Annotated in this window: 24 protein-coding genes, 1 tRNA gene and 1 pseudogene; 18 read left to right on the top strand and 8 right to left on the bottom strand. The window is 65.3% G+C overall.

Features of this window, described 5'->3' with window-relative positions; genetic code table 11:
• Positions 1-130: 130 nt before the first annotated feature.
• The 8 genes from ASE67_RS03190 to ASE67_RS03155 all read left to right on the top strand — a co-directional run bounded on the left by ASE67_RS03190 (position 131) and on the right by ASE67_RS03155 (position 7,267).
• On the top strand, positions 131-556 hold the full coding sequence (locus ASE67_RS03190; RefSeq protein ID WP_055756676.1) for a curli assembly protein CsgF: 426 nt from the start codon (positions 131-133) through the stop codon (positions 554-556).
• On the top strand, positions 556-1,635 hold the full coding sequence (locus ASE67_RS03185) for a CsgG/HfaB family protein (protein ID WP_055756674.1): 1,080 nt from the start codon (positions 556-558) through the stop codon (positions 1,633-1,635). The genes ASE67_RS03190 and ASE67_RS03185 overlap by 1 nt, the downstream gene beginning before the upstream one ends.
• Before the next feature lie 294 nt (positions 1,636-1,929).
• Positions 1,930-3,360 carry a hypothetical protein gene (locus ASE67_RS03180; protein WP_055756672.1) on the top strand — a complete coding sequence of 477 codons (1,431 nt, stop codon included), beginning with the start codon at positions 1,930-1,932 and terminating at the stop codon, positions 3,358-3,360.
• Positions 3,361-3,428: 68 nt separating this feature from the next.
• The gene (locus ASE67_RS03175; protein WP_055756670.1) at positions 3,429-3,995 is read left to right on the top strand and encodes a hypothetical protein; all 567 of its coding nucleotides are present in this window, start codon (positions 3,429-3,431) and stop codon (positions 3,993-3,995) included.
• Between the two features lie 23 nt (positions 3,996-4,018).
• On the top strand, positions 4,019-4,528 hold the full coding sequence (locus ASE67_RS03170; RefSeq protein ID WP_156348493.1) for a hypothetical protein: 510 nt from the start codon (positions 4,019-4,021) through the stop codon (positions 4,526-4,528).
• Entirely contained in the window at positions 4,525-4,875 is a 351-nt protein-coding gene (locus ASE67_RS03165) for a hypothetical protein (RefSeq protein WP_055756665.1), read from the top strand. Before ASE67_RS03170 ends, ASE67_RS03165 begins: the two co-directional genes overlap by 4 nt.
• Positions 4,876-5,087: 212 nt before the next feature.
• Entirely contained in the window at positions 5,088-6,641 is a 1,554-nt protein-coding gene (locus tag ASE67_RS03160) for a PAS domain-containing sensor histidine kinase (RefSeq protein ID WP_235511762.1), read from the top strand.
• A complete protein-coding gene (locus ASE67_RS03155; RefSeq protein ID WP_055756663.1) occupies positions 6,638-7,267 on the top strand; it encodes a response regulator transcription factor in 630 nt (209 codons plus the stop codon). The genes ASE67_RS03160 and ASE67_RS03155 overlap by 4 nt, the downstream gene beginning before the upstream one ends.
• 212 nt (positions 7,268-7,479) lie before the next feature.
• On the opposite strand, the gene ASE67_RS03150 is transcribed toward ASE67_RS03155, so the two are convergent.
• Positions 7,480-7,569 (bottom strand) — tRNA-Ser (locus ASE67_RS03150).
• Positions 7,570-7,684: 115 nt separating this feature from the next.
• Here ASE67_RS03150 and ASE67_RS03145 point away from each other — a divergent pair.
• The 10 genes from ASE67_RS03145 (at position 7,685) to mazG (ending at position 16,823) form a co-directional block, all read left to right on the top strand.
• Complete coding sequence (locus ASE67_RS03145; protein WP_055756661.1) at positions 7,685-8,707, top strand: lytic murein transglycosylase; 1,023 nt, start codon at positions 7,685-7,687, stop codon at positions 8,705-8,707.
• Entirely contained in the window at positions 8,704-9,471 is a 768-nt protein-coding gene (locus ASE67_RS03140; RefSeq protein WP_055756659.1) for an SPOR domain-containing protein, read from the top strand. Before ASE67_RS03145 ends, ASE67_RS03140 begins: the two co-directional genes overlap by 4 nt.
• A 17-nt stretch (positions 9,472-9,488) precedes the next feature.
• Positions 9,489-10,655: a D-alanyl-D-alanine carboxypeptidase family protein gene (locus tag ASE67_RS03135; RefSeq protein WP_055756657.1), complete on the top strand. Its 1,167-nt coding sequence runs from the start codon at positions 9,489-9,491 to the stop codon at positions 10,653-10,655.
• Positions 10,652-11,278 (top strand): dTMP kinase, encoded by a 627-nt coding sequence (tmk, locus tag ASE67_RS03130; RefSeq protein WP_055756655.1) that lies wholly within the window; start codon positions 10,652-10,654, stop codon positions 11,276-11,278. Before ASE67_RS03135 ends, tmk begins: the two co-directional genes overlap by 4 nt.
• A complete protein-coding gene (locus ASE67_RS03125) occupies positions 11,275-12,261 on the top strand; it encodes a DNA polymerase (RefSeq protein ID WP_055756653.1) in 987 nt (328 codons plus the stop codon). The genes tmk and ASE67_RS03125 overlap by 4 nt, the downstream gene beginning before the upstream one ends.
• Before the next feature lie 11 nt (positions 12,262-12,272).
• Positions 12,273-13,820 carry a methionine--tRNA ligase gene (metG, locus tag ASE67_RS03120; RefSeq protein WP_055756652.1) on the top strand — a complete coding sequence of 516 codons (1,548 nt, stop codon included), beginning with the start codon at positions 12,273-12,275 and terminating at the stop codon, positions 13,818-13,820.
• The gene (locus ASE67_RS03115; RefSeq protein WP_055756650.1) at positions 13,817-14,596 is read left to right on the top strand and encodes a TatD family hydrolase; all 780 of its coding nucleotides are present in this window, start codon (positions 13,817-13,819) and stop codon (positions 14,594-14,596) included. The genes metG and ASE67_RS03115 overlap by 4 nt, the downstream gene beginning before the upstream one ends.
• Positions 14,593-15,357 carry an MBL fold metallo-hydrolase gene (locus ASE67_RS03110; protein ID WP_055756648.1) on the top strand — a complete coding sequence of 255 codons (765 nt, stop codon included), beginning with the start codon at positions 14,593-14,595 and terminating at the stop codon, positions 15,355-15,357. The genes ASE67_RS03115 and ASE67_RS03110 overlap by 4 nt, the downstream gene beginning before the upstream one ends.
• Positions 15,354-15,959, top strand: coding sequence for a retropepsin-like aspartic protease family protein (locus ASE67_RS03105; RefSeq protein ID WP_235511761.1), 606 nt, complete (start codon positions 15,354-15,356; stop codon positions 15,957-15,959). Before ASE67_RS03110 ends, ASE67_RS03105 begins: the two co-directional genes overlap by 4 nt.
• 144 nt (positions 15,960-16,103) lie before the next feature.
• Positions 16,104-16,823: a nucleoside triphosphate pyrophosphohydrolase gene (gene mazG, locus ASE67_RS03100; protein ID WP_055756947.1), complete on the top strand. Its 720-nt coding sequence runs from the start codon at positions 16,104-16,106 to the stop codon at positions 16,821-16,823.
• 182 nt (positions 16,824-17,005) lie between these two features.
• Here mazG and hflX read toward each other — a convergent pair whose 3' ends face one another.
• The 7 genes and pseudogenes from hflX to dusB all read right to left on the bottom strand — a co-directional run bounded on the left by hflX (position 17,006) and on the right by dusB (position 26,119).
• Positions 17,006-18,292 (bottom strand): GTPase HflX, encoded by a 1,287-nt coding sequence (gene hflX, locus ASE67_RS03095; protein ID WP_055756646.1) that lies wholly within the window; start codon positions 18,290-18,292, stop codon positions 17,006-17,008.
• Positions 18,289-18,795, bottom strand: a pseudogene (gene hfq / locus ASE67_RS03090) (RNA chaperone Hfq); the annotation flags it as partial. The gene hflX and the pseudogene hfq, both read right to left, overlap by 4 nt.
• A 116-nt stretch (positions 18,796-18,911) precedes the next feature.
• The gene (gene ntrX, locus ASE67_RS03085; protein ID WP_055756642.1) at positions 18,912-20,294 is read right to left on the bottom strand and encodes a nitrogen assimilation response regulator NtrX; all 1,383 of its coding nucleotides are present in this window, start codon (positions 20,292-20,294) and stop codon (positions 18,912-18,914) included.
• Positions 20,291-22,558 carry a sensor histidine kinase NtrY-like gene (locus tag ASE67_RS03080; protein ID WP_055756640.1) on the bottom strand — a complete coding sequence of 756 codons (2,268 nt, stop codon included), beginning with the start codon at positions 22,556-22,558 and terminating at the stop codon, positions 20,291-20,293. Before ASE67_RS03080 ends, ntrX begins: the two co-directional genes overlap by 4 nt.
• A 68-nt stretch (positions 22,559-22,626) precedes the next feature.
• Positions 22,627-24,081, bottom strand: a complete 1,455-nt coding sequence (gene ntrC, locus ASE67_RS03075) for a nitrogen regulation protein NR(I) (protein ID WP_055756637.1) — start codon at positions 24,079-24,081, stop codon at positions 22,627-22,629.
• On the bottom strand, positions 24,078-25,148 hold the full coding sequence (locus ASE67_RS03070) for a two-component system sensor histidine kinase NtrB (protein ID WP_055756636.1): 1,071 nt from the start codon (positions 25,146-25,148) through the stop codon (positions 24,078-24,080). The genes ntrC and ASE67_RS03070 overlap by 4 nt, the downstream gene beginning before the upstream one ends.
• The gene (gene dusB, locus ASE67_RS03065; RefSeq protein WP_055756634.1) at positions 25,124-26,119 is read right to left on the bottom strand and encodes a tRNA dihydrouridine synthase DusB; all 996 of its coding nucleotides are present in this window, start codon (positions 26,117-26,119) and stop codon (positions 25,124-25,126) included. Before dusB ends, ASE67_RS03070 begins: the two co-directional genes overlap by 25 nt.
• Positions 26,120-26,134: the final 15 nt, after the last annotated feature.

Genomic DNA, 26,134 nt, shown 5'->3' with positions numbered 1-26,134 from the left:
CTACGCATATGACGAATCGTTAATTATGGGTAAATAACGATCAAGATCCGCAGGAGATCCTGCCCATAAAAATTAGATCGATTGGTGAAATTTTCGTTGATGTACGAAGGTTTCAGCGAGGGGAGGCTGTATGACTAGGCTGAAAATCTCGATATCCTTTGCGTGCAGTTTTTTTGCAATTGCGCCGGCGCTCGCTTCGGACATCGTTTACACGCCGATCAATCCGTCCTTTGGGGGAAGTCCGTTCAACTCCGCCCACTTGCTCGGTATCGCATCCGCGCAAAACAAGTACAAAGACCCGGCAACTGATTCCAAAAATAGTCCGGCGGACCAGTTCGTCCGGACGCTGCAAAGTCGGCTGCTGTCCTCGCTCTCCACGCAGATCACGAATCTGATATTTGGCGAGAACGCGAAAGATAGCGGCCTCATCAAATTCGGCGACCAGGAGATTTCGTTCGTCCGAGGGCTCGACTCGGTGACGCTCACGATCACCAACCTGTCGGACGGCAGTGTGACCGAGATTGTCGTGCCGTTGCTGACCGATGGTGGTTTCTGATGCGCCGGGGCAACGGGATGCGGGGTCTGGCGCTGGCGGCGCTGGCCTGGTCGACCGGCGGTTGCGCCGTGCACAACCAGGCGGTGTGGGAGCCGGCCCAGGCGACCCGGCCGACACCGGCGACGAAGCAGCTGGGTCTCCTCCCCCCGGCGGGCGAGCGGGTGTCGGTCGCGGTCTACAACTTCGTCGACCAGACCGGACAGTTCAAGACGAGCGATAATGTCCAGACGCTGTCGCGCGCCGTGACGCAGGGATCGACCTCGATCCTCATCAAAGCACTGCAGGAGGCCGGCAACAACAGCTGGTTTACGGTGATCGAGCGCGAGAAGCTCGACAACCTGCTGCGCGAACGGGCGGTGATCCGCGAAATGCGCGCGGCCTATCTGGGTGAGAAGAAGGTCAATCCCCAGGCGTTGCCGCCCCTGCTGTTCGCGGGCGTGCTGCTGGAGGGTGGGATCATCGGCTATGACAGCAACACCAAGTCGGGCGGCTCCGGCGCGCGGTTCCTCGGCATCGGCGGCAGTACGCAGTACCGCGAAGATACCGTCACCATCTATCTGCGTGCGATCAGCGTGCGGACGGGCGAGGTGCTGACCAATATCAGTGTGCGCAAATCGATCGCGTCGGTCGGCATCAACGCCAATGCCTTTCGCTATGTCGCATTCAAGGACCTGCTCGAGCTGGAGGCGGGGATCGCTTATAACGAGCCCGATGCACTGGCGCTGCAATCGGCGATCGAGACGGCGGTCTACGGCCTGATCGTCGAGGGCGCCACGATGAACCTGTGGTGCCTGAACACGACGCCCGATTATGCCCAGGGGGTGCTGCGCCGCTATTATGCCGGACGCGACAATATCCCGGCGGATAAGGTCGTGCTGCCTACCGGGCCGAGGGGCGTGCCGGTCGACGGCTCCTGCACCAGCACGCAGCTTGTCGCGCAGCGCACGGCGGCGGCACGCCTCGCCGCCAACGCGGTACCCCGCCCGATGACATTACCGCCACAACGATCTTCGCCGCCGGCACCTTTCCATCCCAGTGGCAACGCCGAGCCGGCGGCGAGGACGGCCAAGGATATGTAGCTTATCGGCCAGGATACGAAAGAAATCGACGGACCCGTCGGCGCTAAGGATTGGCGTCTCGACACCGGCGGGTCCGGATCAGTTCGGTTACGGGAACCGAGCTGGCGTGAGACCAGGCTCACCCGGACACCATGCGCGCTTGCCCCTTTGGCTGCAAGCCCCGTCATGCGGTTCGCCACGCCTGTTTCCCCGCGATGTCCCGTCGGTCGCGCCATGCCGGAGGCGTGATGGTTCATTCATCCGGCACAGAACAGGGCGGCGATCATCGACGCCCGCAAAAACGGGAGAGAAGACGTGAAAACCATCCTGCTCGGCGCCGCTTCGGCGCTTGCTCTCACCATCTCGTCGGGTGCGTTTGCGCAGTCGACCAGCAGTGTGACGCAGACCAACGTCAGCAATACCGCGAATGTCGATCAGCTGGGATCGGGTGCCGGTGCCGCGTCCGTCGTCAATCAGTCGGGTGCGCGCAACACCGCCGGAGTGACGCAACGCGACGACGGTTCGAACTTCTCCACCGGATCGATCCCGCCCGCCAGCGACTCAACGATCACCCAGTCCGGCAGCGACAATGTGGCTGGCGTGACGCAGATCACGACGCTCAGCTACAATCCGAACGCGTCGACCATCAACCAGCTCGGCAACGCGAACACTGCCTATGTCACCCAGGTCGATGACGAGAACAGCTCGACCATCGACCAGACGAGCAGCAACAACGACGCCAACGTGGCGCAGGGGGATGCTACCGCCGCGCTCAGCGATTCGAGCTGGGGCAATGCGAGCAGCATCACACAGGCGGGCGCCGGCAACCACAGCGCGACCGTGACCCAGCCCGGCCGGCAGAATGACAGCACGGTTGCGCAGCTGGGCGATACCGATACCGCCATCGTTGCACAGTCCGGCGTGCAGAACGGTTCGACCGTTCTGCAGAGCGGCACGACCGACGTCGCCGACGTGGCACAGTCGGGCGACGGCAATATGTCGGACGTGATCCAGGCCGGCACCGACGTGTTGGCCACCGTGCGTCAGTCGGGCGATGGCAACACGTCGCTGGTCAATCAGACCGCTCCGGGCGGCGTCCGGCCGATCGATTCGGCAGCCTATGTCAGCCAGGCGGGCAACAACAACAACTCGGAAGTCTATCAGCGCGCCAATTCGGGCTATGCCGAAGTGCTGCAGAGCGGCAACAACGGCGACGCGCTGGTCCGCAACTATGGCAACCGTTCGGTCGCCTATGTTTGGCAGTTGTCGGGCAACAACAACGACGCGACGATCGAGCAGCGTGGCGAGGATAGCGACGCCCTTGCCTTGCAGACCGGCAATCGCAACACGGCCAATATCATCCAGCGCGAAGACAGCCCGCCGACCGAGAATTATTCGGCAGCGATCTATCAGAGCGGCGACGATGGCATGTCGTCGATCGATCAGGACGGCGACAACCATGTCGCGGTCAACGTCCAGAGCGGCGACGACAATGACTCGTCGATCCTGCAGACCGGATCGCACAGCTATGCCGGCGTTGCCCAATATGGCGACGACAATGATTCCGACGTCACCCAGGCCGGCACCGGCCAATATGCGCTGGTGATCCAGTCGGGTTCGGGCAACGCGTCGAGCGTCAACCAGAGCGGCACCGGCAACGCCGCCTTCGTGACCCAGACGTCGAACAACGACATGTCCACCGTCCTGCAAAGCGGATCGTCGAACCTGGCGACCGTGGTGCAGTGAGCGGGGCCCGGCCCGGAATGCCATCCCCCTGTCGTCCGGGCCGGGTTTCTCTGTTTGGGAGCAATGACATGCGGAACCACCTCTGCCTCGGCTTGATCGCCATCCTGTTGCTGCCCGCGACGGCTGGCGCGCAATCGGCCACGACCATCCGACAGGGCGGCACGAGCAACGAAGCCCGCGTCGATCAGGCCGAAGCCGCTGGCACGATCGACATCGCGATGGACGGTGCTGAACAGCGGTTGATTGCGCGGCAACGCGATTTGGCGTCGCTCGATGCCCGGCTGAACGGCGTCGACAACCGGCTGACGGTCGACCAGGGCGGTGCGGTGTCCGACGGCAATACCGCGCTGGTGACGATGCAGGGCAGCAGCAACGAAGCGACCCTGCACCAGATGGCCGACGGGATCGGGCATAATGCGACCATACAGCAGCAGGGCGCAGCCAATGTCGCGCTGCTGTGGCAGGATGGCAGCGCCAGCAGCGTCAGCCTGACCCAGATCGGCGACGCGAACCAGGCGAGCATATCGCAACGAGGCGTCGGCAACGACGCGATCGTAACGCAGATCGGCAATCTGCTGGGTATCGCGATCGATCAGATGGGCGGCGCGCAGATCAGCGTGACGCAGACCCAATGAACGCGCGGGCCAGGATCATGCCGATGGTGCTGCTGTCCTCCGCGATCGCGGCAACCGCCTGTGCGCAGGCGGTCCACCGCGCGGCACAGCGGCAGACGGAAGCCGCCGGGCAGATCGGTGAGCGGCAAGGTGGCAGCGAACGAACCGGCATGGTGCAGATTGCGCGGCCCACCGCCGATACACGGGTGGGCGCGATCGGGGTCGAGCGCAGGTCGACAGCGGTCAGCCAATTGCCGCCGCTGCTCGAAATCGGCCCGAACGAAGCCGCGCCCGAAGCCGAGCTGGAAGCAGCGCCGATCGATCCCGACCGCGCCCTGCAGGCAGAAGTGCTGCGGACATGGCAGTCGCTGCGACAGCGGGGGCAACAACCGACGCCGGAACTTGTCGCGAAGGAAATCGGCCCCGAAGCGCTGGCGCGGTTCCTGGCGACCTCGCCCGGCGCGGAACGCCTGTTCGACGGACACACCGCGCCACCCGCTCCGCCGCCGGCACCGACCCCAGGCGATGGCGAACCGGACGGGGGGCGACCATGAACGGTCTCTTCGCGCTGCTGATCGGACTGATCTGCATAGGCCCTGTTGGGGAGGAGAAGGACGGGATGCACATCACGACACGCCCCTTGGTTCTGGACGTCATCGGCGATGGGCCAACGACCACGCTGATCGTCGCGGGCAGCGCGCCCGAACTGAAGCGGGTCCGCTATTCGCTGGTCGTCGAGGGTCAATCCTACACCCGTCACGCCGGTTCGGCGACGCTGTATGGCGAACGCCAGATCATCTCCCGCGTGCGACTGCAGGCCGGCGAGCGGTGGACCGCTACGCTGATGGTCGAAGCAGAGGGAAATCCGCCCTACCGCCTGGTCCGGACCAGCGCGCAATGACCGTTAATCGGATCGAAGGTCCTTTTGACTAACGTCGTCGGGATTATACGAATAGCGACGGCATCACGGAGATGATATCGATTGTTATGCGGAGGAGGGATCGTGGCAAACACGACCGGTTTGCAGGGGAGAGGCGGGGTATCGATGGTGTCGCGCAATCACGACGTCGCGCTGCGGGTTCCGCATGATCTTCTTTGCAGGATGCAGGGTTGATGGCGTTCCTTGCCCAGCCGACGGCGATGTTCGCCCCCGCCAAACCTCCCATGGGCATGTTGTCGGCCGATCCCGACACACGCGAGGCTTTGGCGTTGTTTGCGGCCAATGTCGCGGATCGAGCGGTGCTGCTGACCGACCTGGATGGCAAGATATTGTTCTCCAACAATGGTGCGGAGCGCCTGTTCAGATACGATCCGCAAGACCTTGTAGGTCGCGATATTGCGACCCTGCTGCGCGGCGACGCGGGGCAGCCGCGCCAGCATGATGAGCGCGCAATGCAGTTCGCGACGGTTCGGTTTGAAACGTGCTGCCGGCGGATCGATCACGGAATGTTCGATGCCGATGTGACCATCACGCCAATCCCCGGTGTGGATCGTCGACCGAAAGGCTTTGGCTACAGCATCTTCGACATCAGCGACCGTAAGGCGGCCGAACGCAAGCTCGCGGAAAGCGAGGCGCATATGCGTTCGGTCCTCGCTACCGTACCCGACGCCATGGTCGTCATCGACGCCCGCGGCCGGATCCAATCGTTCAGCGCCGCGGCGGAGCGGCTGTTCGGTTATTGTGAGCGTGAGGTCGTTGGCAGCAACGTCAATATCCTGATGCCGCTGGATCACCGTGCGCGACACGACGCCTATATCTCCCGCTATCTCAGGACCGGCCAGCAACGGGTTATCGGCAATGGTCGCATCGTCGTCGCACGGCGCAAGGACGGCAGCGAATTTCCCATGGAGCTGTCTGTCGGTGAGGCGAAAAGCGGAAACGGGCGGATTTTTACTGGGTTTATCCGCGACCTGTCCGACAAGCAGCGGGCAGAACTCCGCGTCCGTGAATTGCAGGACGAACTGATCCATGTATCGCGGCTGAGCGCGATGGGCACCATGGCATCCACGCTGGCCCATGAACTGAACCAGCCGCTCACGGCCATCGCAGCCTATCTCGCCGCGGCATATCGCCTCATTCCTGAACAGGCCCGCGATGGCGCGCGGGTGGGGGAGGCGATGGATGCCGCCGGCCGGGAAGCGGTGCGGGCAGGGGATATCGTCCGCCGGCTGCGCACGTTCGTCGCGCGTGGCGAAAACGAACGGCATGTCGAACCACTGGTGCCCTTGATCGAGGATGCCAGCCGCCTCGCACTGACCGGTACGCGCGAATGCGGTGTTCGCACATTTTATAGGTTCGACCCCGCTGCCGATCAAATCTTCGCCGATCGGGTGCAGGTGCAGCAGGTTCTGGTCAATTTGATCCGAAATGCCGTCGATGCGATGGGCGGGGCGGCGATCACCGACTTGACCATTGCTACCCGGCTGGACGGGGAGATGATCCGAATTTCGGTCATCGACACCGGGTCGGGCCTGCGATCCGATCAGATACCGCGTCTGTTCGAAGCCTTCGAAACCACCAAGCCCGATGGCCTTGGACTTGGCCTGTCCATATCCCGCACGATCGTGGAGGCGCATGGCGGTCGCATTTGGGCAGAGCCTGGTGCGATAGCGGGCAGCGCCTTCCACTTCACCTTGCCCACGGCCCCACCGGTAGGCAAATCGTGACGAAGCAACGCACGATCCATCTGATCGACGACGACGAGGCTGTCCGTCAATCGGTGGCCCTCCTCCTGTCGACCTACGACATCGATGTCGTGTCCTACCCATCCGGTGCGACATTCCTGGCCACCAGGATGAATGCGGCACCAGGTTGCCTGATGCTGGACATTCGGATGCCGGAGATGGACGGGCTGGAGATGCAGCGTCGTCTCGTGGACGAATCGTTCGATTGGCCCGTCATCTTCTTGACCGGTCACGGCGACGTGCGGATCGCGGTGGAGGCGATGCAAAACGGCGCGGTCGATTTCGTCGAAAAGCCTTTCTATGGCGCTCGCCTGATAGAAGCAGTCGAGTCGGCATTCCGAAAGTTCGACAGAACAAACGATGCACGGCGCGCGACACAACTGCTCGACAGCCTCAGCGAGCGGGAGCGCCAAGTCCTTGTCGCGCTGGTGGATGGATTGGCAAACAAGGCGATCGCCCGGTCACTTGGAATTTCTGCACGTACCGTCGAGGCGCATCGGGCGCATATCATGGCCAAACTACACGCCGAAAGCTTCGCCGACGTTCTCCGAATTGCGCTAACTGCCGGTCAACCGATTACTTCGTCAGGCAGTCCATCGCGTATGTGATCGTTAAAGGTCTTGCCTGACCTGCTGGCCTTTTCCCGAACCGCTTCGAGCCGCAAAACACCACCTGTTTCATGGCTATTTGCCGCTATTATCAGGCGCATTTCGACGAACCGTCGCGCGCACTGGGCAATGCAGGCGCAGTAATAGGCCAGATATTTTCGTAACATAGGAGGAAGCAGGCGAGCGACCGAGAACGTCGGCAAAAGCAGCTCTGGCGGAAGAGGTGGGATTCGAACCCACGGAACGGTTGCCCGCTCGCCGGTTTTCAAGACCGGTTCCTTAAACCACTCGGACACTCTTCCTTTGCTGCGGCTGCGCCTAGAGCGGGTGAGCGGCTTTGTGCAAGCCTTTGTCGCGCGGGGGGTTCATCCGGCTGGCACGCTGTGCCAATACCGCCGGGTAGCGGGAGGCCGGTGTATGCGTTTGGCGAAGGCGGGGTTGGCGGTCATGCTCAGCCTGATGGCGGGGGCTTCGGCGTCGGCGCAGGATGCGGAGGGGTTTCAGGCCTATTTGCGCGAGGTCGCGGTGCGCGCACGGGCGCAGGGTGTGCAGCAATCGACGCTGGATGCCGTGCTGCCGACGCTGACCTACAATCCGCGCGTCGTCGAGCTCGACCAGCAACAGCCGGGATCGTCGAACACCACCACCGTATCACGCTTCGCCCCCTATCGCATCCGCCATGTCGATGCGGCGCGGATCAGCCGGGGTCGTGCCGCCTATGCCGCGCAGCGCCCGAAATTGGCATCGATCGAGCGGCAGACCGGTGTGCCCGAAGAGATCATGGTCGCGATCTGGGGCCATGAAACCAACTACGGCAGCTATACCGGCGATTTCGATCTGCCGCGTAGCCTGGCGACGCTGGCCTATGAAGGGCGGCGGCGGTCGCTGTTCGAGCCGGAGTTCATCGCGACGCTGAAGATGATCGACCGCGGCGTCCCGCGCGACCGGTTGAAGGGAAGCTGGGCCGGCGCATTCGGCTATCCGCAATTCCTGCCGTCGATCTATCTGCGGGTGGCGCGCGATGGTGACGGCGACGGGATCGCCAACATCTGGTCCAATCCGGAGGATACGCTGGCATCGATCGCCAATTATTTCGTCGATGCCGGCTGGCGGCCGGGTCAGCCCTGGGGCTTTGCGGTGCGCGTGCCGGCCGGGTTCGACCGGTCGATCCTGACGCCCAAGTCGCTGTCGCCGCGCTGCCCGCGCGTGTTCGAACGGCATAGCCAGTGGCGGACGCTCGCCGAATGGCAGGCGCAGGGCGTGGTGCCGAACGACGGGCGGCAGGTCGACCCGACGATCCAGGCGACGCTGATCGAACCGGATGGGCCGGGGGAAACCGCCTATCTGCTGACCGGCAATTATCGGGTGATCCTCGATTATAACTGTTCGAACTATTATGCGCTGTCGGTTGGCCTGCTGGCCGATGCCATCGCCCGATGAGCGTCGGTGCGGCCGTGTCGTTGCTGGCGAGCTTGGGGCAGGCCGGGGCGGAGACACCGCCGCCGGTCATCCACGAGCAGCGGCTGGACGACGTCGGGCCGGTGTCGATCGGCGGCGACGCGGCGAAGCTGACCATAGTGCATCGGGGCCTGTCCGCCGGGAGCTTTGCAGAGGTCACCGACCTGAACAGCGGGCGCACGGTCATCGCGCTGGTCGAGGCGGATAACGGGTCGACAGGGGATGCGATCGGCCGCCTGTCGGCAGGCACCGCCCGTGCGCTGGGTCTGGGCACAGGCGCGACGGCGAACGTCCGCATCCGCCCGGCGGTGCCGTCGCCGGCGGAACAGGCGGCGGTGCGGAGCGGCACGGCGGTCAACCGCCTCGATACACCGGCACCGCTCCTCGCCGCGCTGCGTCGCAGACTGCCCCAGCCAGCACCGGTTCCGCAGGTGGCTCCGGCACCCGCCCCGATCGCGGCACCGGCCCCGAATCCCGTCCCAAGCCCACCAGCACGACAGCCGCAGCGCCCCAAAAAACCCGCGCCTGTCGTCGCCAGCGGCCGCTGGTTCGTACAGGTCGCCACCCTGTCCGACGCCGCCCGCGCCGCCACGCTCGCAAAATCGGTCGACGGCGTTGTGCGTTCGGCGGGCAGGTTGTACCGGGTGCAGGCAGGCCCATTCGCCACCCGAGCCGCTGCCGAAACCGCCCGTGCGTCGATCGCCCGTCGCGGGTTCGGCGACGCTCGAACCATCGCCCAGGACTGAACGGAAACTCGTGCCCCATGCGTAAAATCGCCTTTTCGAGCATCGCCGCCATCGCCATTGCCACCCCCGGCATCGCCGCCGCGCCGCCGTTCGATACGCCGGCACCAGTCGCGTTCATGACCGACCTGTCGTCGGGTGCGACGCTGTACGCAAAGGATGCCGACCGCCGGATGCCGCCGGCGTCGATGGCGAAGATGATGACCGCCTATGTCGCGTTCGACCTGATCAAGAAGGGCGAGCTGAAGCTCAGCGACACCGCGACCGTCGCGCCGGAAACGTGGAAGAAGTGGCACGGGCCCCAGGCGGGTTCGACGATGTTCCTGTCGGTGAACGAGAATGTCAGCGTCGAGAACCTGCTGTACGGCATTATCGTTCTGTCCGGAAACGACGCCTGCGTCGTGCTGGCCGAAAAGATTGCCGGTTCCGAGGAAGCGTTCACCAACCTGATGAACCAGCGGGCCAAGGAACTGGGCCTCAGCAACAGCCATTTCGGCACGTCGAACGGTTGGCCGGACGAGGGTCGCACCTATGTGACCGCACGCGACCTGGCGAAGCTCGCCACCGCGACGATCCAGAACCATCCGCAGCTATACAAGAAATTCTATTCGAAGACCGATTTCACCTGGGGCAAGACGCTGGGCGAAGGGGCTGCGATCACCCAGGCGAACCGCGATCCGCTGCTCGGCCGCGTGCGCGGGGCCGACGGCCTGAAGACCGGCCATACCGAGGAGGCCGGCTATGGCTTCACCGGTTCGGCCGAACAGGATGGTCGCCGCTTGGTGATGGTCGTCGCCGGGCTGACCAGCGCGAACCAGCGGATCGCCGAGTCGGTAAAGTTCATGAACTGGGGCTTCGGCGCATGGCGTGCCCGCCCGATCGTGGCGGCCGGCAAGCGTGTCGAGACCGCTGAGGTGCAACTGGGTGATTCGGCGACGGTCGGGCTGGTTGCGCCGCGCGCGCTGACCGTGACCATGCCGGCGGGCACCAACAGCCCGATCACGGCAAAGGTCGTCTATACCGGCCCGATCAAGGCGCCGATCGCCAAGGGTCAGCACATCGCCGACCTGGTGATCGCTTCGCCCGACACCGGTGAACAGCGTATGCCGCTGGTCGCGGAAAAGGACGTGGCAGAGGCCGGTTTCTTCGGTCGCGTCTGGGCAAGCCTGACCTCGCTGTTCGCTTGAGCGCGGGCCGGTTCCTGACGCTGGAGGGCGGGGAAGGGGTCGGCAAATCGACCCAGGCCCGCGCCCTCGTCGCGGCGCTCGAAGCGCGTGGCATCCATGCGGTGCTTACGCGCGAGCCGGGCGGAAGTGAGGGCGCGGAGGCGATCCGTGCCCTGCTGATGCAGGGTGACGTCCGCCGCTGGAGTGCGCATGCCGAAGCGTTGCTCTTTGCCGCTGCGCGCGCGGATCATGTCGAAAAGCTGATCCGGCCGATGGTCGATGCCGGCAGCTGGGTGATCTGCGATCGCTTCCTCGACAGCACCCGCGCCTATCAGGGGGCACAGGGGATCGATGACGCCGCGATCCTTGCGCTGCATGGGTTTGGATCGCGTGGGCTTTTGCCCGACCGGACGCTGCTGCTGACCCTGCCCGATGGCGAGGGTGATGCGCGGGCGCAGGCACGTGACGGCGCGGCGGCGGATCGCTTCGCGGCGCGCGACGATGCTTTCCATCGCTCGGTCGGCGCGACCTTCGCGCGGATTGCGGCAGCCGAACCCGATCGCGTACGCCGGATCGACGCAGCAGGTGCGGTCGAGGACGTCACGGCGCGGCTGATCGACGCGATCGCCGACCTGCTGCCGTGACCCTGATCGGCAACGACGCCGCGCGGGAAGCCTTTGTTGCGGCGGCCGAGAGTACCGCGCTGCATCACGCATGGCTGCTGACCGGACCGGAGGGGGTCGGCAAGGGCGGCTTTGCACGGGAAATGGCGCTGCGCCTGCTGGCGACAGCGCTCGACGGGCGCAGCCGGATGCGCGGCGAAATTACGGACGACCACCGCGTCACGCAGTTGATGGCGGCGGGCGCCCATCCCGATTATCGCGCGCTGGTGCGCCTGCCCAAGGACCCGGACAAGCCCGACCAGGACATCGCCCGCAGCATCAAGATCGATCAGGTCCGCACGTTGCAGCCGATGTTCGCGACGAAACCGGCGCTGTCATCGCGCCGCGTCGTGGTGATCGATGCGATCGACGATCTGGAGCGGCCCGGTGCCAATGCCCTGCTGAAAAATCTGGAAGAACCGCCGGTCGGTACGATCTTCCTGCTGGTCAGCCATTCGCCCGGCCGGTTGCTGCCGACCATCCGCTCGCGCTGTCGGCAGCTGCGCTTCGATCCGCTTCGCGACGGCGAAGTCGCGCAGGTGCTGCGCAATACCTCGCCGGAGATCGACGGCGCGGAGATCGACGCGCTGGTCGCGGCGGCGGATGGATCGCCGGGTCGGGCGCTGGCCTATGCCGGTCTGTCGGTCGCCGCGCTCGACCGCGATCTGGCGACGATCGCCGAGACGGGCGATGCCGACAACCGCATCCGGTCGCGCTTGGCCAAGGCGCTGGCGGGCAAGACCGCGCAACCGCGTTATGCCGTATTCCTCGACCGAGCACCGGCGCTGATCGCGGCGGCGGCGCGGACGCGCACCGGGTCGCCGTTGCGCGATGCGCTGGATGCCTATGATAAGGCGCGGGCATTGGCGGCGATGGCGCCGGCCCTGTCACTGGTCGCGGAAACGACCGTATTCGAGATGGCGGGCCTTGTCGCGCGACTGGCGCCCGCGCGCGGGATCGCCTAGAGGCTCGGGCCATGTCCGATCCATTCTACATCACCACCGCGATCCATTACCCCAACGGTCGGCCGCATATCGGCCATGCCTATGAAATGATCGCCGCCGACGCCATTGCCCGTTTCCAGCGGCAGGCCGGGCGCGACGTGTTCTTTCAGACCGGCACCGACGAACACGGCCTGAAAATGGTCAAGACCGCACGCGACCGGGGTGTCGAGGTGCGCGATCTGGCTGACGAAATGTCCGGATATTTCCGCGACATGGCCGGCATTCTCAACATTTCGTGCGATCGCTTCATCCGCACGGTCGAACCGCAGCATTATGCCGCGTCGCAGGCGATCTGGACCGCGATGCGCGATGCCGGCGACCTGTATCTTGACCGCTATGAAGGCTGGTATTCGGTTCGCGACGAAGCGTTTTACGAGGAAAAGGAACTGACCGAAGGCGAGGGCGGGGTGCGTCTTTCGCCGCAGGGCACGCCGGTCGAATGGACCGCCGAAGAGACGTGGTTCTTCCGCCTGTCGAAATATCAGCAGCCGCTGCTCGATTTCTACGCCGCCCACCCGGACTTCATCCAGCCTGAAAGCCGTCGCAACGAAGTGCTGCGCTTCGTCGAGGGCGGGCTGACCGACCTGTCGGTGTCGCGCACCAGCTTCGACTGGGGCGTGCCGGTGCCCGACAGCCCCGGTCACGTCATGTATGTCTGGGTCGATGCACTGACCAACTATCTGACCGGGGCAGGGTACCCCGATGCCCCCAACCACTATTGGCCGGCGGCGCTGCACCTGATCGGCAAGGATATCGTCCGGTTCCACGCCGTCTACTGGCCCGCCTTCCTGATGTCGGCCAAGCTGCCGCTGCCGCAGAAGGTGTTCGGCCATGGCTTCCTGCTCAATCGCGGGGAAAAGATGTCGAAGTCGACCGGCAATGTGGTCGACCCGATCAAGCTCGCCGAACTCTATGGCGTCGATGCGCTGCGCTATTTCCTGCTGCGCGACATCAGCTTCGGGCAGGACGGGACGTTTTCGGACGAAGCGATCGTCACCCGCGCCAACAGCGATCTGGCCAACAGCTTCGGCAATCTTGCACAGCGCACGTTGTCGTTCATCGCAAAGAACCTCGACGGGGCGCTGCCCGATGACGGCCGCAGCGATCCGGCGGACGCGGCGCTCCTGACCGCGGTGGGCGAAGCGATCGAAGGCTATCGCACGGCCTTTGCCGACCTTGCGCTGGGACAGGCGCTGGAGGCGTGGATGCGCGGCGTGTTTGCCTGCAACCAGTATATCGACGTGCAGGCGCCCTGGGCGTTGCGCAAAACCGATCCCGACCGGATGCACGCGGTGCTCGGCACGCTGGTCCGCGCGATCCGCGACCTTGCCATCGCCATCGAACCGGTCGTTCCGGCTTCTGCGGCTACGCTGCTGGCGCAACTGGGGCAGTCGGGGCGGGGGCATGATGCGCTTGGCGATCATGGCTGGTATGCCGGACAGCGTGCAGCGGGCTTCCGCATCGCGCCGCCCACGCCGATCTTCCCGCGCCTGGCCATTGCCGAGGTCGAACCGGCATGAAGCTGGCCGACAGTCACTGTCACCTGAACTACAAGGGCGTTGCCGAGGCGTCGCCCGACATCCTGGCGCGCGCGCGGTCGACCGGGGTCGTCGCGATGCTCAACATCTCGACCCGCGAAAGCGAGTGGGATGCGGTGGTCGGCACCGCCGAGCGCGAGGCCGATGTGTGGGCCACGGTCGGCATCCATCCGCACGAAGCGGACGACCATCCGCATGTCGACACCGCCCGCCTGATCGCCGCCGCCGCGCACCCGCGCGTGGTCGGCATCGGCGAAAGTGGCCTCGATTACTATTACGACCATAGCGACCGCGGCGCCCAGCAGCGCAGTTTCCGGGCGCACCTTGCCGCGTGTCGCGACACCGGCTTGCCGATCGTGGTCCATACCCGCGACGCGGAGGACGATACCGCCGCGATCCTGCGTGACGAACTGGGGAAGGGGGCCTTTCCTGGCGTCCTGCACTGCTTCACCGGCTCGGCGGCGCTGGCGCGGATCGCACTGGATCTGGGTTTCTATATCTCGATTTCGGGAATCGTGACCTTCAAGAGCGCGCAGGATCTGCAGGCGGTGGCGCGCGACCTGCCGCTGGATCGGCTATTGATCGAAACCGATGCGCCGTTCCTTGCGCCCGTTCCACATCGCGGCAAGCCGGGCGAACCCGCGTTCGTCGCCGACACCTGCCGCTTCCTGGCGCAGTTGCGTGGCGAGGCCCCCGAGGCGTTGGCCGATGCCACGCGCGAGAATTTCCATCGCCTGTTCAGCAAGACGCTGGCATGAAAATCCGCATCCTCGGCTCGGGTACGTCTTCCGGTGTGCCGCGGATCGGGAATGATTGGGGAGCGTGCGATCCGACCGAGCCCCGCAATCGGCGGACGCGCGTCTCTGCGCTGATCGAATGTGACGGCACCCGCATCCTGATCGATACCGGTCCCGACATGCGCGAACAATTGCTGGCGGCCGATGTGGCAACGGTCGATGCCGTATTGTGGACCCACGACCATGCCGACCATTGCCACGGCATCGACGATTTGCGCCAGCTGTTCCATAATGCCCGGACGCCGGTCGCAGGATTTGCGCGGAGTGCGACGCTTACGAGCCTGCAATCACGCTTCGATTATGTCTTTGCCGGGCGAGCAGGGTATCGCGCGACCGTTTCCGGCAACCTGTTGCCCGACGAGATGACACTCGGCGCGATCACGATCCGCTGCAACGATCAGCCGCATGGATCGATCGAGTCCGCTGGATTGCGGTTCGATACCGATCGCGGCTCGATCGGCTACGCAACCGATTTCAGCGCGGTGACGCCGGCTATGCTCGACCTCTACCGCGACGTCGACATTCTGGTTGTCGACGCACTGCGCGTCGCGCCGCATCCGACCCATCCGTCGCTCGACGAAGCGATCGCGTTCGCGCGGAACTGTCGGGCGGGTCGAACCGTCCTGATCCACATGGATCACTCGATGGACTATGCCACGCTGCGCGACAGCCTGCCGACCGGCGTCGAACCGGGATATGACGGGCTGGAACTGCATTTGTGACCGACGACCGGGCGATCTATGTGCTGCTCGGGCTGCTGATGCTGGTCCTGCCGCTATCGTCGCTCATCGCCAGGCGTCCATCAGCCGGCAGCGTGGTACGGGCGCTGATCGGTTGGGCGGTCATCGTCGGTGTGTTGTACGTCGGCTTCATCAACCGAAACCGAATTTCCGATGCAATGGGAACATTGGGAGAACGGCTGGGCCTGGCCGAGCAGAGCGTCGAGGGCGACACGGTACGCATCCGCCAGTCGGTCGACGGGCATTTCTGGGCGGTGGCGCGGTTGAACGGCGTCGAACGGCGGATGCTCATCGACAGCGGCGCCACGTCGACCGCAATATCCGAAGCGACGGCCAAGGCGATCAGCGTCACGCCGCGGCGCGTTCCGCCGGTGTTGCTGACCACGGCTAACGGCACGATCGAGGCAGCACGCGGCCGGATCGACACGGTACAGATCGGATCGCTGGAGACACGCGATCTGCAGGTGGTGATTTCACCTGCATTCGGGGAGATGGATGTGGTCGGCATGAACTTCCTGTCGCGGCTCGGAAGCTGGCGTGTGGAAGGTGGGACGCTGATCCTCGACGCTCCAAAGCCACGTTGATTTTACATAATGTTTATTATCGGAGTTTGAACGATGGGCGTTGTTCGGGGGGAAACTGGCGATCTTGCCAACGAACCTGTGACGGATCGGCCGGACGCGGTTGCGCCGCCCTCCAACGACACCGTCGGTCGGATCGTTGCGATCATGGCGCGGTTGCGCGATCCGGAGCATGGCTGCGAATGGGATCGGGTCCAGACCTTTGCGACGATCGCGCCCTACACGATCGAGGAAGCCTATGAGGTAGCCGACGCCATCGCCCGCGGTGACATGGCCGACCTGAAGGACGAACTGGGCGACCTGTTGCTACAGGTGGTGTTCCATAGCCGGATCGCCGAAGAAGCCGGACTGTTCGACCTGCGCGACGTCGTCGACGCGATCAGCGACAAGATGGAACGGCGCCACCCGCATATCTTTGGTGACGCGGTGGTCGGTGGCCATCATCTGTGGGAGCAGGTCAAGGCGACCGAGCGCAGCCGCAAACCGGGGCAGACGGGTGCGCTGGCCGGGGTCGCGCTGGGGATGCCGGCACTGGCCCGGGCGGAGAAATTGCAGAAGCGGGCGGCGCGCGTCGGGTTCGATTGGCCGGACGCAACGGGGCCGCGGGCCAAGATCGACGAAGAACTGCGCGAGGTCGAGGCGGCGAGCGATGCCGAGCGGCACGAGGAGGTCGGCGACCTGTTGTTTTCCGTCGTCAACTGGGCGCGGCATCTGGGCATCGATGCTGAAGCGGCGTTGCGGGACGCCAACGCGAAATTCGAACGCCGGTTCGCCGCCATGGAATCCGAAGATGCAAACTTCGCGGAACGGTCGCTGACCGAACAGGAATCCGCCTGGGCTCGCGCGAAAAAGAGCCCCCTTCCCTGACGTTTTTCGAAAAATGCCCGAAAGCTGCCCATGGAGTCGCTTGGGCACCCGCCGATAGCTAGCATCGGGAAGTATCCAAACGACTCCAGGCGGCCGTTTCCGGACTCTGGCGGACTCCTGCCCTTTCCAGCGGATGAATCGAGACATCGCGAACGCGTCCCCTCACCCGGCGGAATGCCCGGTTAGCGTGTCAGGAACCGGTCGTAATCGGCGGGCGCCATGCGGACGTCATACACGGCATGGTCATCGTCGATCCAGTGATCGGTGACCTCCCCATGCGCGTGGAGCCACGCCGCACTGGCACCATCCTCGGGTGCAAGCGCAATGCGATAGCGGCGATGCCCCTCAGTCAGGCGATCGCCGACGGTGCGGATCAGCCGATCGACGCCCTCCCCCGTCAACGCGGACAAGGCGACGATATCCTCGCGGTGCGCCGCCTCCCCCAGCATCTCGATCCGATCGTCTTCGCTGAGCAGATCGAGCTTGTTCCACGCCTCGATCCGGGGTGTCGTATCGTCGACGCCGATTTCCTTCAGCACCGCTTCCACGTCCGACGCTTGCGCCGCGGTATCGGGATGGGCCACGTCGCGGACGTGGATCAGCAGGTCGGCCGACACCACCTCTTCCAACGTCGCCTTGAACGCCGCGACCAACTGGGTCGGCAGGTCGGAGACGAACCCCACCGTGTCGGACAGGATCGCCTTGTCGATACCCGGCAGCGAAACTTGCCGCAGCGTGGGGTCGAGCGTGGCGAACAGCAGATTTTCGGCCATCACCTCCGCCCCGGTCAGGCGGTTGAACAGCGTCGATTTGCCGGCATTGGTATAGCCGACCAGCGCAACGACCGGCCAAGGCGCGCGCTGGCGACGGTCGCGGTGCAGCGTGCGGGTGCGCGATACGCCGTCCAGTTCGCGCCGCAACCGCGCCATGCGATCGCGGATCAAGCGGCGATCCGCCTCGATCTGGGTTTCACCCGGACCACCGAGGAAGCCGAAGCCGCCGCGCTGGCGCTCCAGGTGGGTCCAGCTGCGCACGAGCCGCCCGGCCTGATAATCAAGGTGGGCCAGCTCCACCTGCAACCGCCCCTCGGCAGTACGGGCGCGTTCACCGAAGATTTCCAGGATCAGCCCGGTTCGATCGATGACCTTGCACCCGAGCGCCGTTTCCAGGTTGCGCTGCTGTACCGGAGTCAGCGCCGCATCGAACACCGCCAGTTGCAAATCTTCATCGCGGACCATCTGTGTCAGTTGATCCACCTGCCCGCTGCCGATCAGCGTCGCCGGCTTGGGCGCGCGTACCCGGAACGGCACGCGGTGGCGCACGTCGACACCAATCGCCAGCGCCAGCCCGGCAGTCTCCTCCAAGCGGGCGTCGGCGTCACGCGCCGATCCGCCCATATCGGGCAGGACGACGATGGCGGCAGCGCCGCGCGTAAATTCCTGCGCGTCGCGGTCGAAACCGGTGCTCAAGCTTCGTCCGCCCCCGACGCCTGTTCCTCGGCCAAATTCAGCGGGTTCGCCGGCTGAATGGTCGACACAGCGTGCTTATAGACCAGCTGCGACATGCCCTCGCGCTGCAACAGCATGCAGAACAGGTCGAACGCCGCGATTTGGCCCTGCAGCATGACGCCGTTCACCAGGAACATGGTGACGTTTTCCTGCGCCTTGCGCACGGCGTTCAGGAAGATTTCCTGCAACGGCGCGTGCTTCGACGTATTTTCCGACGCAGCTTCGATCACCGACGACAGGTCGGTCGGGCCCGCCGGCATGATGGTCGAGATCGCATGCTTGTAGATCAGCTGCGACTGTCCGTCGCGGCGCAGCAACACCGAAAAATTGTCGAACCACGTCACGATGCCCTGGAGCTTTACGCCCTTGACCAGAAACATCGTCACCGGGGTCTTCGACCGGCGCAGCGAGTTGAGAAACAGGTCCTGAAGCGACCCCTGCCGTTCGGCCATGACTTGCCCTTGTTCTTGGCGGGAATTTCCCGCTGAGTGTCTTTAACCGTCACCCGGTTGCCGCGCCCCTGTGGCGCGGAGCCGCCAATTTAGGCCCGACCCCGCGCCGCCGCAATGGTCCCCGCGCGCTATTCGTCGCCGCGGGTTTCGGTGATGCCGAGCAGCTTGAGTTTGCGGTGCAGCGCGGAGCGTTCCATGCCGATGAACGTCGCCGTACGCGAGATATTGCCCGAAAAGCGCCGAATTTGGACGCGCAGATATTCGCGTTCGAACGATTCGCGTGCCTCGCGCAGCGGCGACCCCATGATCGCACTGGCGGTCGCGCCCCCTGCCCCATCGCCCGCCGATCCCAACACTTCGGGCGGCAACAGGTCGATGTCGATCCGCGCGATGCGGTTACCTGGTGCCAAGATGACGGTGCGCTCGACGACGTTGCGCAGCTGGCGGACATTGCCCGGCCATTCATAGCTTTGCAGCGCGATCATCGCATCGGGCGCGACCTCGGGCGTTTGGACCCGGCGTTCGTTGGCATAATGCGCGACGAAATGTTCGACTAGCGGCGGGATATCCTCGCGCCGTTCGGCTAGCGACGGAATCTGCACCGGGACGACGTTCAGCCGATAATAAAGGTCCTCACGGAAATTGCCGTCGATAATCTCTTGCTGGAGGTCGCGAGCGGTTGCCGAGACGACGCGGACGTCGACCTTCACCACCCGCGTACCACCGACGCGGGTGAAGCTCTGATCGGTCAACACTCGCAGGATGCGGGCCTGGGTTGCGATCGGCATATCGGCGATCTCGTCGAGGAACAGCGTGCCGCCGTGCGCCTGTTCGAGCAGGCCGGGACGGACGAGGTTCCCGCCCTCCTCCACGCCGAACAGCTCTTCGTCCACTCGTTCGGGCGTCATCCGCGCGGCACTGACGATGACGAACGGTGCCTGAGCACGCTGGCTCCAGCCATGGAGCAGCCGGGCGGCGACTTCCTTGCCGACCCCGGCCCCACCGGTGATGAGGACGCGGCTGCCGGTGCCGGCCACGCGCTTCAGTGTCGCGCGGACGCTGTTGATCGCGGTCGAGCTGCCGGTCAGGTCATCCTCGCGACCGGCCGAGGCCCGCAACGAAGCGACTTCGCGGCGAAGGCGTTCGGTTTCGGTTGCGCGCTGGACCAGGAACAGCAGCCGTTCCGCCTCGAACGGCTTTTCGATGAAATCGACCGCACCCCGCCGGATCGCGGCGACGGCGGTGTCGATATTGCCGTGACCAGAAATTACGAGCACCGGCAGCGACGGATCGCGTGCCTTCAGCTCATCGAGCAACTCCAGCCCGTCGAGCCGCGATCCCTGCAACCAGACGTCGAGCAGCACCAGCGACGGCCGGCGCGTCGCCACCGCTTCCAGCGCGGCGTCGCTGTCGGCCGCACCGCGCGTTTCATACCCTTCGTCCTCCAGCACACCGGCCACGAGTTCGCGGATGTCAGTTTCATCGTCGACGACGAGAATGTCGAGCTTCATGCGGGCGTTCCGGTCCGGGTAAGCATGGGGTGGCGCGTTGTAACCTCCTGTAGATCGTCCTCTTCGGCCGTGCCGGTCCCGGCCAGTGCGGCCAGGATCGCGGGGTCGAAGATGATCGATACGATCGTCCCTCCTCCGGGACGGTCGGCGAACGATATGGTTCCGAAATGTTCCTCGACGATCTTGCGAACGATGGCGAGGCCAAGGCCGGTGCCGCCCTTGCGCGTCGTCATATAGGGTTCGGCGATGCGGTCGCGCTCGACCGGCAGGCCGATGCCGTTGTCGCTGGTGTCGATATGCATCCGGCCCTGCGCGTCGTAGCGGACGTCCATCTCGATCCGGCCGCGCGGGGCGCCTTCGGGACGGGCGGCAACCGCTTCGGTGGCGTTCTTGACGATGTTGGTCAGCGCCTGGCCCAGCTGGCGGCGGTCACAGACGAGCGGTGCGGCACCGGCGGAATCCAGCGCAAAGTCGATATCCGGGTGCGCGACTTCGTGCAGGAACAGGCTCTGTCGCGCGAGTTCGGCGAGCGATTCGTGCCGGAACACGGGCTTGGGCATCCGCGCGAACGACGAGAATTCATCGACCATGCGGCGCAAGTCGCCGACCTGCCGGACGATCGTTTCGGTCAGCCGCGCAAAGGTGCCGTCATCCTCGACCAGCTTGGTGCCATAGCGGCGCTGGAGCCGTTCGGCGGCCAGCTGGATCGGGGTCAGCGGGTTCTTGATCTCGTGCGCGATGCGGCGAGCAACGTCGGACCACGCGGCGCGGCGCTGGTCGAGCAGCTGCTGGGTGATATCGTCGAAGGTCAGGATGTGCTGGCCATCGTCGCGGGTGATGCGGACGGCCAGCGTCTTCGCCTCGCCGCCTGCGGCCAGCTGGATAATCGCGTCCTGCGTTTCGCCGCCCAGCAGGTCGCCCAGTTCAGGAGCGACATCGGCGAGCGGGCGACCGACCAGCGGGGTGCTGCCAGCCTTGAGCAGCGCGGTTGCCGAGCTGTTGGCGAGCTGGATCGTGCGGTCCCGCCCGACCGACACGACGCCCGCGCTGACCCCCGACATCACCGCCTCGATCAGCGCGCGGCGGCTATCGATCTGGGCGTTGGCGGCGACGAGTTCGCTGGTCTGTTCCTGCAAGCGCTCGGTCATGCTGTTGAACGCGCTGGCGAGCGTGCCGATTTCATCCTTCTGCCGCGTGCCATTGGGTTCGGGCACACGCGCGGACAGATCGCCGCTGGCAACGCGGCGGGCCGCACCGACCAGCGCGCCCACCGGGCGGACGAGACGGTCGGCAACGGCCAGTGCCACGAATACCGCCAGCCCGACGATGATGAGCGAGACGATGAACAGTGCGATGTTCAGCTGGAGCTGGACGCTGCGCGACCGGACGAGCAGCGCGTCATAGTCCGACAGGATCGCACGTGTGCGCGTGAGGCGTTCGGCATAATCGGCAAGGTCGAGGTCGCGCGCCGAGTAGACGTAATAGGGCGTGTCGATGACACGGGTCACCGACTGGACCTGCCGGTTGCGCACACTGACATAACTGGTTTTGCCTGAGCGTAATGCCGCGATCGATTTGGGATCGATGCTCCAGCGCAGCGGGCCTTCGTAAATGGAGGCCGACGCCAGCGAACGCGGACGACCGTCCGACGGTATCTCGAATACCACCGAATCGCTCAGCGACCGGAACACGATGCTGTTCTGGTACAGCAGACGGAATTCGTCGCTGTCGATCGAATAGCGATTGTTGAGCAGCATCCGGCGAATGTCGGAGGCGACCGCGACATTCTGCCCGTCCACCGCGTCGAGAAATTCGTTATAGGAGGACTGCGCCAGCACCTGCGCGTTTTCGAAGATGCCGCGCGCACGCTGCGAGGACCAGAATTCGACGCCATATTGGAACAGGAACGACGCGACGATCGTGACCAGCAGCATCGGCACGCTGGCGAGGATCGAGAACAGCGCGACCAGGCGGACGTGGAGCGTGCCCGTGCCGCCGATCTGCGACCGCGCGGCACGCCGCATCGCGATCCGCCGCCCGACCAGCACCAACAGCGCCATTGCCGGGATGAGGTTGGCGATCAGCACCAGCGCCATCAGCGACGGGCTCGGCAGCCGACCCCGTGCGCTTTGCGATCCATCGAACAGCAGATAGCTGCCGACACCGACGGCGATTACCGCCGCCAATACGGCGACCTCGATCGCCGGGAACCACCGCGCCGGGATCGATGTGGCGCGCCTCGGTTCCGTTAACGCTGCAACCATAGTTGCCGTTTTACAACATTCGCACGCTAAAGCACGTCAAATCGCAACATTATCGCAACCGGGACGGATTAGCGTTCCTTCTCCGCATGATAGGCCCGCACGGCAGGGTCAATCCCCAGTTCGTCGAGCCGCTTGCGCAGGGTATTGCGGTTCAGCCCCATCGCTTTTGCAGCACGCAGCTGGTTGTTAGCGTGGCGATCGAGCATCGCTTCGATCAGCGGGCGTTCGACATCGGAAATCAGCCTATCGTACAGCGTGCCGTTTTCCAGCGTCGCCGGCTCTTCGCGTGCGATGCGGCGCAGCCATGTGCGCACCGCGTCGTCAAGATCGGCGTCCGGCTGTGCCGCCGGTCGCGGGCCGGCCTCCCCCAGCGTTCCGCGCAGCTCGCTCGCCTCGATCGCGGTATCGCGGCCGAGGACGGCGACACGGCGCATCAGGTTTTCCAGCTCGCGGACGTTGCCGGGCCAGTCATGCGCTTCCAGCAACGCCTGCGCATCGGCGGTCAGCGTCTTGCGCGGCAGGCCGTCGCGTGCCGCCTGGTCGAGAAAGTGGCGGGCGAGCAGCGCCACGTCCTGTCGCCGCTCGCGCAAGGGCGGCAGGGCAATCGGCACGACGTTCAGCCGGTAGAACAGATCCTCGCGGAACTGGCCGGACTGGACCTGCGCGGCCAGTGTCTTGTTGGTCGCGGCGACGATGCGGACGTCGGCGCGGATGACGCGCGCGCCGCCGACGCTCGTAAACTCGCCCGATTGCAGCACGCGCAGCAGCCGGGTCTGCGCCTCCATCGGCATGTCGCCGATCTCGTCGAGGAACAGCGTGCCGCCCGCTGCCTGTTCGAACTTGCCGGCCGATCGTTGCGCCGCGCCGGTGAAGGCACCGCGTTCATGGCCGAACAGCTCCGCCTCGATCAGCTCGCGCGGGATCGCGGCCATGTTGAGCGCGATGAACGGCGCGCGGCGGCGGCGGCCGAGGTCGTGGATCGCGCGGGCGACCAGTTCCTTGCCCGTGCCTGATTCGCCCGTGACCAGCACGGTCAGGTCGGTCGCCACCACCCGTGCGATGACGCGGTACACGTCTTGCATCGCCGGCGACCGACCGATCAGCGGCAACGACGAATCGATCGCCTCGACCGGTTGTTCCTCCGCCCCGCGCGTGCGCCGCGCGAGCGCCCCGCGCACGGCCAGCGCCAGCGTATCGAGGTCGAACGGCTTGGGCAGATAGTCGAACGCCCCGGCTTCGGTCGCGCGGACGGCGGTGGTCAGCGTGTTGCGCGCCGACAGCACGATGATCGGCAGGTCGGGGAATTCGGCATTGAGCTTCGCCGCCATCTCCAGTCCGTCACCGTCGGGCAGCACGACGTCGGTCACCAGCACGTCCGGCAACCCCGCGCGCAGTTCGGCATGTAGCTGTCCCAGCGTGCCGACGCTCTGCACCACATGCCCCTCGCGGCGCAGCGCTTGTGCCACGACGGTGCGGATCGCCGCGTCGTCGTCGACCAGCAGGATGCGCGACGAACCGGTCATGCGCGCGGCAGGTGGAGGCGGAACACGGTCATCGGCGGATATCCTTCGCGGCTGTAGCGGACGAAGCCATTCATCTCCCCCACCAGCTTCTCGACCATCGGCAGGCCAAAGCCGCGCCCCTCGCGCTTGCCCGACACGAACGGTTCGAACAGGTGGCCGGCGATGTCGGCCGGTGCGCCGGGGCCATTGTCGGTCACGGTCAGCTCGATCGGCACCGCGCGCCGTTCGCCGTTGCCGACGCCGTGCGACATGCCGTGGCGAAAGGCGGTACCGAGAATGATGCGGGGCTGCTCGACCTGTTCGAGCGCCTCGGCAGCGTTCTTCAGGAGGTTGACCATGACCTGGACGAACGCATCGCGATCGATCCGCACCGGCGGCAGCGAGGGGTCGAAGCGTTCCTCGATCACGATCCCGCGGGCAAAGCCGGCGGACGCCAGCTGCACCGCATGGGCAAGAACGGGGTAGATATTCTGCGCCTGCAGCGCACGCGGCCGGTCATCGGTGAAATCCTGCATCCGGTCGATCAGCGCGGCGATCCGGTCGACCTCGGCGATGATAAGGTCGGTCAGGACGCTGCGGTCGTCGACCTCGCTCGCCAACAGCTGCGCCGCGCCGCGAATGCCCGACAGCGGGTTCTTGATCTCATGCCCCAGCATCGCGGCGGCACCGATCGCGGCACGGGCGCCGGCCGCGCGCGACGCGCTATGGGCATCGCGGATACCGTAGAGCATGACGACGCGCCATGCCGATCCGTGCGCCGCCGGACTGTCGTGGAAATCGACGCGCAACCGCCCGCCGCGCCGCAGCTGCAATTCGCAGTCATAGCTGGCGAACGCCCGCCCGTCGCGCGGATCGCCATAGCCCGGCGGGACCGAGACGACCTGTTCGAGCGACAGCCCACGCATCGCCCGGTCGGACTGGTTGAGCAGCAATTCCGCCGCGCCATTGGCGTGGGCGATGCACCCCGCATCGTCCAGCACCAGCGCCGCCACCGGCAGGCCGGCGAACAGTTCGGCGAACGAGGGCAGCCCCTCGACCGCGCTCACGCCGCCGTGCGCGTGCACCACGGCGCATAGAAATCGGCGAGCATGCCCAGCACCGTACGGGAATCGGGCTGCTGGTTCACCTTGTTTCGGAACTCGGCCGAGCCGTGCAGCCCCTTCGTGTACCAACCGATATGCTTGCGCATCATGTTGATGCCGGTTTCCTCGCCATAATGGTCGAGCATCATGTGATAATGCTCGACGATCAGGTGATATTGTTCCTCGACCGACGGATCGGTCGGAGCCGTGCCGCCCGAAAGCGCGGCCATGACCTGCGCCAGCAACCACGGCCGGCCATAGGCGCCGCGCCCGATCATCACCCCGTCCGCGCCAGACTGGTCGAGCGCGGTGCGCGCATCGTCGACCGAACAGATGTCGCCGTTGACGATCACCGGCACCTTCACCGCATCCTTCACCCGGCGGACGAAGGCCCAGTCGGCATGGTCGCGATACATCTGATTGCGCGTACGGCCATGGACCGTCACCATCTGCGCGCCCAGATCCTGGGCGATATGCGCCAGTTCCGGGGCGTTGAGGCTGCTATGGTCCCAGCCCATCCGCATCTTCACGGTAACCGGCACGTCGACTGCCTTCACCACCGCCGCGATCAGGTCGGCAGCGAGCGGCAGGTCGCGCATCAGTGCCGAACCGGCATCGCCGTTCGTTACCTTGCGTACCGGGCAGCCCATGTTGATGTCGATGATCGCCGCGCCCTTGTCCTCGGCAAGCTTGGCAGCTTCCCCCATCTCGATGGGGGTACAGCCGACGAGTTGCATCGACACCGGCTCCTCGGCCGGGTCCCACATCGCTTTCTGGATGGACTGGCGCGTCTCGCGGATCGCGGCCTGGCTGGCGATCATCTCGGTGACGTTCAGCCCCGATCCGTGCCGCCGCACCATCTTGCGGAATGGCAGGTCTGTGACACCGGTCATCGGCGCGAGGATCACCGGCGTATCGATCACGACATCGCCGATGCGGATGGGAGCTAGGGTCATGGATTGTGCCTGAAA

Source organism: Sphingomonas sp. Leaf23, from assembly GCF_001421585.1.
Taxonomy (GTDB): Bacteria; Pseudomonadota; Alphaproteobacteria; order Sphingomonadales; family Sphingomonadaceae; genus Sphingomonas.
This window is presented reverse-complemented; position numbering and strand designations above follow the sequence as displayed.